This is a genomic window from Pontimicrobium sp. MEBiC06410 (assembly GCF_053601615.1).
The window spans coordinates 1-227 of the sequence record NZ_JBSHNT010000042.1 but is presented as its reverse complement, the minus strand read 5'-3'; the positions used below and the strand labels follow the sequence as shown (position 1 = coordinate 227).

At 42.7% G+C, this 227-nt stretch carries 1 protein-coding gene; it reads right to left on the bottom strand.

Annotated features, from left to right (window positions below; all coding sequences use genetic code 11):
- On the bottom strand, positions 1–227 hold a 227-nt coding region (locus ACVC08_RS00255), incomplete at both ends, for an HYR-like domain-containing protein (RefSeq protein WP_452600512.1).

The following is a 227-nucleotide window of genomic DNA, read 5'->3' as shown; positions in this document are numbered from 1 at the left end:
GGTGCAGTAAATGTTGGTGCGATATTATCGGAAACGGTAATGGTTTGTGTTTGTTCTGGCGCAGTATTACCACAGCTATCTGTTAATGTCCATGTTCTGGTGATTGTAAACGATCCTTCGCAAGTTCCAGCGACTACAGTGTCTGTGTAGGTAGCGTCTAGTGTTGCAGAACAGTTGTCATTTTCATCAGTAACATCTCCTGTAATGTTTACTCCAGCATCGTAGTT